The following is a 7,252-nucleotide window of genomic DNA, read 5'->3' as shown; positions in this document are numbered from 1 at the left end:
TTGCGGATCAGTGGGCGACCTCCCGATGTCGACCCGCCACCCCCTCGCTCTCCCCCCGAGCCGAACGATCGATCCGCGTGCCAGCGGATCGGTCTAGGCGATAGCTCCCCGCTCTGCGAATCGCAGCCGCCCTGGAAAGCCGACTGCGCCGAGCCCGGCAGGGACGGGCTCGGGGACGAGCACCGCGACCGCTCCGAGCCCGGCGGGGACGGGCTCGGTATGAAACACCCCCGAGCCGGACGATCGATCCGCGTGCCAGCGGATCGATCTAGGCGATCGCTCCCCGCTCTGCGAAACGTGACCACCCTCTCCGGCCGACCGCGCCGAGCCCGGCGGGGACGGGCTCGAAGGAAGATCAGCCGAGGCTCGCGACCCACTCCGAGCTGCCGTCGACGAAGGACTGCTCCTTCCAGATCGGCACCGACGCCTTGATGTCGTCGACCAGTGCCGCGCAGGCTTCGAAGGCCGCCGCGCGGTGGGCCGAGGCCACGGCGCAGGCGAGGGCGAGGTCGCCGACCACGAGGTCGCCGACCCGGTGCACGGCGGCGATCCGGACGTCGGGCCAGCGCTCGACGATGCGGCGGGCGGAGGCGAGGAGTGCGGCGGGGGCGTCCGGGTGCGCCTCGTAGGACAGCCGGAGCACGCCGCGGCCCTCGTCGTGGTCGCGGACGACGCCCGCGAAGGTCACGACGGCGCCGTGCGTCGGGGAGTCGACCGCCTGCTCGCACTCGTCGACGGTGATGGCCTCGGCCGCGAGCCGGGCGAGGGCGACCGGCTCAGCGGGCATGGTCGCCGCCTCCGAGCTGGTCGAGCAGGTGCCCGATCACCGGGTCGAGCACGTCGATCCCGTCGCGGACGCCGCCGGGGGAACCGGGGAGGTTCACCACGACGGTGCGGCCGCTGACGCCGGCGAGCCCGCGGCTGAGCACGGCGGTCGGGACGTGGGCGGCGCCCTTGGCGCGCACCGCCTCGGCGAGGCCGGGCAGGGGCCGCTCCAGGAGGGGGGCGGTCTGCTCCGGGGTGACGTCGCTCGGGGCGACGCCCGTCCCGCCGGTTGTCACGACCACGTCGACTCCGCTGGCGATCGCGTCGGCGATCGCCTCGCCCACCGCGTCGCCGTCGGCCACGACGACCACCCGGGACTCCCAGCCGCGGGTGGTGAACCAGGCCTCCAGCGCCGGTCCCGTCCGGTCCTCGTACACGCCGGAGGCGGCACGGGTGGAGGCGACGACCGCCACCGCCCGCCGCGTCACGGGGTTCCTTCGCTCGTCCACGAGCCGCTCCTCCCGCCCGCCTTCGCGAGCACACGGATGCCGGTGATCGCGGCACCGCGATCGACCGCCTTGATCATGTCGTAGACCGTGAGGGCGGCCACGCTGACCGCGGTCAGCGCCTCCATCTCGACGCCGGTGCGCCCGGTCGTGCGCACGCGCGCCTCGATCCGGACGCGGCCGTCCTGCGGCTCGAGGTCCACGTCGACGCCGTCCAGCGCCAGCGGGTGGCAGAGCGGGATGAGGGTCGAGGTCGCCTTCGCGCCGAGGATCCCGGCGATCCGCGCGACGCCGAGCGCTTCGCCCTTGGGCAGCTCGCCCTGCTCGAGGAGCCGCACCACCTCGGGTGAGGTCTCGACGTAGCCCTCGGCGACGGCGGTGCGCGCCGTGACCTCCTTCGCGCTCACATCGACCATGTGCACGGCTCCGTCGCCGCGCACATGGGTGAGCCGATCGCTCTCAGTCATCGATCCTCCAGATCTCGACCGTGTCGCCGGTCGCTGCGTGGTCCGTCCCGACGGGGACGTGGATGAGCACGGTGGAGCGGGCGTAGGACGCCAGCAGGTGCGAGCCGGGCCCGCCCACCGGGTGCACGAGGCCCTCGTCGTCGAGGACTCCGCGGCGGATCTGGTGCAGGTGCGCGGGCGAATCGAGCGCCGTGCCGAGGCGCGCACGGAGCCGCGGCCGCTCGGCGGGCGTCCGTCCCGCGAGCGAGCGCAGCACGGGCCGGAGGAACACCTCGAACGAGACCAGGGCGCTCACCGGGTTCCCGGGAAGCGAGACGACCGGCAGGTGCAGCCCCTCGGCCACGCGCACGAGACCGAGGCCCTGCGGGCCGCCCGGCTGCATCTCGACGTGGCCGAACTCCGAGCCCGCCGGGCCGAGCGCGTCGCGGACGACCTCGTAGGCACCCGCGCTGACACCGCCGACCGTGATCACCAGGTCGGCCGCGCCCGCGTGCTCCTCGAGCAGCGCCAGGAGGTCCTCGGCCCGATCGCTCGTGCAGGCGGCGACGACGGGCAGCGCGCCCGCTTCGCGGACGGCCTCGGCCAGCAGGGCGCCGTTCGCGTCGTGGATCTGCGCCTCCTCGAGGACGGCGCCTGCGGGACGGATCTCGTTGCCGGTGGGGACGACGAGCACCCGGAGTCGCGGCAGCACCTCCGCCTCGGTCAGCCCGAGGGAGGCGAGGAGTCCGTAGTGGGCCGCGCGGAGGACAGTGCCGGCCGGGAGGGCGAGCTCGCCGCGGCGGGCGTCGCTGCCCCGGGCTCGGACGAAGGTCGCCGGCACCACCGGGTGCGCGAAGGCGACGCTGCCCTCCGCGGGGAAGCGCGGAGGATCGACGCGCTCGACCGGGACGACGGCGTCGGCCCCCACCGGCAGCGGCGAGCCGGTCATGATCGGTGTCGCCGTGCCGGGCTCGTGCCGCGGCGCCCGGTCGCCCGCGGGGATCGGCGCCGAGACGGGCAGGGCGACGGGATGCTCCGGCGCCGCCGCGTCGAGGTCGGCCGCCCGCACCGCGAAGCCGTCCATCTGCGAGTTGTCGAAGCGCGGCAGGTCGAGCGGGGAGTCGACGGAGCGGGCGAGGACCCGCCGGTCGTACGCGCCCGGATCGGCGGCGACGGCGGCCGGCTCCAAGCTCAGCGTCTCGCGGGCGCCCCGCGTGGCCAGCGGCGCGAGCAGCGCCCGCACCCGGGCGGCGTGCAGGTCGATCGAGGTCATCGTGTCCTCTCGCGAGCGGCGGAGCCCGACCGGCGGCGGGACCGAGTCCATCTTGCCGGGTCGCGCCCGGTTCCGCGGCGTAGTGTGAGCGGATGAGCACAGCACTGGGGATCCCGGGCTTCCGGCCCCGACAGCGCAGCGCGGTCCTCCCGGCCGACCGCCCCGCCACCCCGCTCCTCCTGGACCCCTACGGGCGCGTCGCGGACGATCTGCGGATCTCGCTGACGGACAAGTGCAATCTGCGCTGCACCTACTGCATGCCGGCGGAGGGCCTGCCGTTCCAGCCGCCCGCGTCCCTGCTCAGCCGTGAGGAGATCCTCCGCCTCGCGCGCATCGCCGTGGAGCAGTTCGGCGTCCGCCAGATCCGCTTCACCGGCGGCGAGCCGCTCCTGCGCAAGGACCTCGTCGACATCATCCGCGACGTCGCCTCCCTCGACCCGCGCCCCGAGATCTCGCTCACCACGAACGCGATCGGCCTGTCGGGTCGGGCAGCGGCGCTCGCCGACGCCGGCCTGAACCGCGTCAACGTCTCGCTCGACTCGATCTGCGCCGAGACCTTCGCGAAGGTCACCCGTCGCCCGTTCCTCGACCGCGTGCTCGCGGGCATCGACGCGCTCGGTCCCGCCGGCCTGGACCAGACCAAGATCAACGCCGTGCTCCTGCCCGGGATCAACGACCACGAGGCCCCGGAGCTGCTCGCCTGGGCCCTCGCGGGAGGCCACCAGCTCCGCTTCATCGAGCAGATGGCGCTCGACGCCGACCACGGCTGGGACCGCGCGACCATGATCACCGCCGCGGACATCCGGGCGCTGCTCTCGGAGCGCTTCTCGCTCAGCCCGCACGCGGCCCCCCGTGACGGCGCCCCCGCCGAGCTCTTCGACGTCCGCGAGGCCGGGGGGTCCGAGGTGCTCGGCCAGGTGGGGATCATCGCGTCCGTCACCGAGAACTTCTGCGACGACTGCCGCCGCACCCGGCTCACCGCCGAGGGCGGTGTCCGCAGCTGCCTCTTCTCGAACGAGGAGACGGACCTGCTCGGCCCGATGCGCGCGGGCGCGGACGACCACGAGGTCGCCCAGCTCTGGCGCGGGGCGATGTGGGCCAAGCCCGCGGGACACGAGATGAACCGGGCGGGCTTCGTGCAGCCCGAGCGCACGATGAGCGCGATCGGCGGATGAGCATGCGGGTCCGCTACTTCGCGGCGGCCAAGGCCGCCCTCGGCCGTGGTTCCGACGAGCTCGACGAGGTGCCCGACCTGGGCGCTCTCGAGGAGAGACTCGTCGCCTCCGCGCCCTCGGCCGCCGACGTGCTCGCACGGTGCACCTACCTGGTCGACGGCGTGTCGACCGCGGACAGGGCCACGCCGCTGCGTCCCGATGCCGCGGTCGACGTCCTGCCGCCGTTCGCCGGCGGCTGACCCCGAAGAGCCCTCCGTGACGAGCCGTCCTCGACCGGACCGGTGCGTCCGCTCCGCGCGGTTCGCGGCAGGTGCGTCCGCGCTTCTGGAGGACGCTGCATCCCGAGGACGGACTGGTCCTGTCCCGCCGCACAGGGACCCGTGGGACGCCTCCCTCGGACCCGCGTGCGGCGGGGCAGGACCGGATCAGCGGCCGATCCCGTGCGTCACGGGCACAGGACGTTGGTCATCGTGTCGAGCACGTTGCGGTTCTGCACGTCGAGGAATCCGAACGCCGAGGAGACTCCGGTGGCGACCAGCACGCCGCTGACGAAGGCCCGGCCGTCCCGGGTCACGTAGGCGTCCGGCGCGAAGATGGTGGCGTCGGAGGGCACGCCGGAGGCGACGCGGATCTGCGGCTGCGTCCTGTCCGCGAACGCGCCGTACCGGACGAGAGCGCCGTTCTGGATCACGTCCACGACGTCACGGTTCTGTCGATCGCGGTAGGCGTCGGCACTGGTCACCCCGGTGGCGACCAGGATGCTGCTGTTGAAGAGGCGCCCGTCCGGCGTCAGGTGGTACGAGGGCGCCAAGGCCGTCGATCCTGCCGGAACGTTCCTGGCGTAGACCTGGTTCTTCGTGGAGGAGATGTAGCGGACGAGCTCCGAGCCGACGATCACGTCGATGACGTCGTTGTTGCTCTGGTCGCGGAAGGAGTCCGCGCTCGTCACTCCGGTGGTCACGAGGGCTCCGCCGGCGCGCCGCAGCTCGCCGTTCGGTGTGACGTAGAAGGCGGGCGCATGGACCGTCGATCCGGCCGGCACGCCGCTCCCGATGGCCTTCGGCGCGGCGTCTCCGGTGACGAAGCGGTAGAAGACGCCGTCGACGACGAAGTCGGCGACGTCGCGGTTCTGCTCGTCGCGGAAGCCCTGGACGCTGGTGACGCCGCGCGCGATCCGCCCCCCGCCGTGATAGAGCTCGCCCGACTCCGTCAGGTAGTACCGGGGTCCGACGGTCTTGGCTCCCGAGGGCACGTTGCCGTTCGACTCCGTCGTCGTCCGTCCGCCGTCGGTGACGTACCGGACGGCGGTCCCCGTGGTCGCGGTGGTGCTCGCGGTCGCCGTCGCGCCCGCGGCGCCGGAGACGGCGGAGAGGGTGATGCCGTTCTGCGCCACGTTCCCGGCCGTGACCGGGATGCTCACGCGTCCGTCCGCGCCGGTCGTCGCCCTGACGGTCTGCGCGCCGCCGCTGGTCAGGCCGGCGGGGAGAGTGATGGTGACCGTGTCGCCGGCAGCGGGAGCGCCGTTGGTCGTGGCGAGGACGGAGACCGTTCTCGTGGTGCAGGCGGGGAAGGAGTACGCCGGGGCGTCGAAGGCGAGGGTGAGGCCGGTGGACGCGGCGGCCGCGGGGGTCGCGACCGCCGCGGCGACGACGGGGACGGACCAGGCCGCACCCGACATGATCGTCCGCCGGGCGGGCCCCCCGCCGGTCGAGTCGATCCGCGGTGGGAGGGAGCGCGAGTGCGCTGCCGTCGGGTCCAGGGCGTTGGTGTCCGTCATGGTGTTCCTTATTCTTTCTTTCGTGCGAGGGGTGGTGGACGCGCCGATCCTGCCGAACGTCCGGCCTCCGGTCGACGCGGAACGGGCCGCGACGAGGTTCCATGCCCGACCGTGGACGTTCCGTCGCGCCGCCGGACCGGGGGAGCCGCTCAGGCCGCCTCCTCGCCGGGAGCCCGTCCGGCGCGGGGGACGCGGCGGCCCACGTCAGCTCGCGTCGTCGATCCGGCGGAGGGTCCGCTGCATGTGGATCCGCGAGCTGAAGCCGGCCGACCGCGCCACGCGGTCCAGGTCCGTCGCCGCCCGCGGGCCGAGCTCGTCGAGGAGGCGCTGCGCCTCGAAGGCCCGCGCGCGCTCGATCCGCTGACGAGGGGTGGTGCCGGCGGCCGAGAACGCCCGGTGCAGGTGGCTGACCGACACGCCGAGACTCTCCGCGAGCGTTTCCACCGTGAAGGAGCGGTCGCGGTAGTGCCGCTCGATCAGGCGCGTGCCGTTCGCGTACACGGCGGCGGGGGACCGGTCCTCCCGGTCGGGGGAGGGCAGCAGCGCCGAGAAGGCCGAGGCCAGGAGGTGCTCGCTCGCGATCTCGAAGTGCTCGAAGGCCGCGTCCGAGGGCTCGACGCCGAAAGTGAGGACGGTGTTCGCCGCACCGGTGAGTGCGCGCCAGTAGGCCTCGGGGAGGGCGAGGACCCGGTCCGTGAGCGAGGCGAACTCGCTCGCGCGGAGCACCGAGGGGCGCAGCTGCCACTCGAAGCGCGCCCACGGACTGACCGCCGCCGCGTACTGCACCGTCGAGGCGCGGGTCACGAGAGCGCTGCCGGCCGGGAGCCGGTGGTCGCGGCCCCGGGCGGAGAGGCGGCCGGTCCCGTCGAGGCTGAAGAGCACGCGGAGCCTCCCGGGATGGGGGAGGACCTCGAACTCCCCGGTCTGCAGCCAGGCGCGGCTGAGGCTGAGGCGCGGCGAGACGATCGCGTCGCAGACGGCACCTCGCGGCAGGGGGCGCCGCGGAATCCAGCCGAGCCGACGCAGCCGCCTCTCGGCGGGACTCCAGACCTCGGGCATCACGCCTCCGCGCCGGGGTCGAGCGGGTCGGGAGGATCGAGCAGCGCCGCCTGCCGCGCGGAGTGCGGTGAAGGCGTCGGCATGGGTGCTCTCCTCGGAACGGTGGCCGCGAGCACGCCACCGCCGATCAGCTTCGGACACTGCTCCGCCCTGATCCGCGGAGAAGGACGGATCCTCTCCGCTGCGAGCACCGAACATCCCGGGTCGCCGATCGGCAGGGCGCTGGGTGCGCCTCACCCCACCCGTTCCGC

The 7,252-nt window shown here is 74.1% G+C and carries 8 protein-coding genes; 2 read left to right on the top strand and 6 right to left on the bottom strand.

Translation table 11 applies throughout. The features are described 5' to 3' along the window. Nucleotides 1-355: 355 nt before the first annotated feature. Genes C5C29_RS13600 through glp form a run of 4 tightly spaced genes read right to left on the bottom strand, consistent with a single transcriptional unit; the run spans nt 356 to nt 2,990 of the window. Nucleotides 356-787, bottom strand: a complete 432-nt coding sequence (locus C5C29_RS13600; protein WP_104223928.1) for a molybdenum cofactor biosynthesis protein MoaE — start codon at nt 785-787, stop codon at nt 356-358. Continuing rightward, on the bottom strand, nt 777-1,274 hold the full coding sequence (locus C5C29_RS13595) for a molybdenum cofactor biosynthesis protein B (protein WP_258062296.1): 498 nt from the start codon (nt 1,272-1,274) through the stop codon (nt 777-779). The genes C5C29_RS13600 and C5C29_RS13595 overlap by 11 nt, the downstream gene beginning before the upstream one ends. Next, on the bottom strand, nt 1,250-1,738 hold the full coding sequence (moaC, locus tag C5C29_RS13590; RefSeq protein ID WP_104223926.1) for a cyclic pyranopterin monophosphate synthase MoaC: 489 nt from the start codon (nt 1,736-1,738) through the stop codon (nt 1,250-1,252). The genes C5C29_RS13595 and moaC overlap by 25 nt, the downstream gene beginning before the upstream one ends. Continuing rightward, on the bottom strand, nt 1,731-2,990 hold the full coding sequence (gene glp, locus C5C29_RS13585) for a gephyrin-like molybdotransferase Glp (protein ID WP_104223935.1): 1,260 nt from the start codon (nt 2,988-2,990) through the stop codon (nt 1,731-1,733). The genes moaC and glp overlap by 8 nt, the downstream gene beginning before the upstream one ends. 92 nt (nt 2,991-3,082) lie before the next feature. Between glp and moaA the strand changes: the two genes are divergently transcribed. Then, complete coding sequence (gene moaA / locus C5C29_RS13580; protein ID WP_104223925.1) at nt 3,083-4,165, top strand: GTP 3',8-cyclase MoaA; 1,083 nt, start codon at nt 3,083-3,085, stop codon at nt 4,163-4,165. Beyond that, a complete protein-coding gene (locus tag C5C29_RS13575) occupies nt 4,162-4,404 on the top strand; it encodes a MoaD/ThiS family protein (protein ID WP_104223924.1) in 243 nt (80 codons plus the stop codon). Before moaA ends, C5C29_RS13575 begins: the two co-directional genes overlap by 4 nt. Before the next feature lie 206 nt (nt 4,405-4,610). Here C5C29_RS13575 and C5C29_RS13570 read toward each other — a convergent pair whose 3' ends face one another. Continuing rightward, a complete protein-coding gene (locus tag C5C29_RS13570) occupies nt 4,611-5,942 on the bottom strand; it encodes a hypothetical protein (protein WP_104223923.1) in 1,332 nt (443 codons plus the stop codon). Nucleotides 5,943-6,146: 204 nt separating this feature from the next. Continuing rightward, nucleotides 6,147-7,001 (bottom strand): AraC family transcriptional regulator, encoded by an 855-nt coding sequence (locus C5C29_RS13565; protein WP_146082246.1) that lies wholly within the window; start codon nt 6,999-7,001, stop codon nt 6,147-6,149. Between the last annotated feature and the right edge of the window lie 251 nt (nt 7,002-7,252).

The organism is Rathayibacter sp. AY1H2 (assembly GCF_002931985.1).
Classification (GTDB): domain Bacteria; phylum Actinomycetota; class Actinomycetes; order Actinomycetales; family Microbacteriaceae; genus Rathayibacter.
This window is presented reverse-complemented; position numbering and strand designations above follow the sequence as displayed.

What these genes read in the sequence shown, in the direction of transcription:
- C5C29_RS13600 (WP_104223928.1), bottom strand. Translation starts at nt 787, where the DNA reads ATGCCCGCTGAGCCGGTCGCCCTCGCCCGGCTCGCGGCCGAGGCCATC.
- moaC (WP_104223926.1), bottom strand. Translation starts at nt 1,738, where the DNA reads ATGACTGAGAGCGATCGGCTCACCCATGTGCGCGGCGACGGAGCCGTG.
- glp (WP_104223935.1), bottom strand. Translation starts at nt 2,990, where the DNA reads ATGACCTCGATCGACCTGCACGCCGCCCGGGTGCGGGCGCTGCTCGCG.
- moaA (WP_104223925.1), top strand. Translation starts at nt 3,083, where the DNA reads ATGAGCACAGCACTGGGGATCCCGGGCTTCCGGCCCCGACAGCGCAGC.
- C5C29_RS13575 (WP_104223924.1), top strand. Translation starts at nt 4,162, where the DNA reads ATGAGCATGCGGGTCCGCTACTTCGCGGCGGCCAAGGCCGCCCTCGGC.
- C5C29_RS13570 (WP_104223923.1), bottom strand. Translation starts at nt 5,942, where the DNA reads ATGACGGACACCAACGCCCTGGACCCGACGGCAGCGCACTCGCGCTCC.
- C5C29_RS13565 (WP_146082246.1), bottom strand. Translation starts at nt 7,001, where the DNA reads ATGCCCGAGGTCTGGAGTCCCGCCGAGAGGCGGCTGCGTCGGCTCGGC.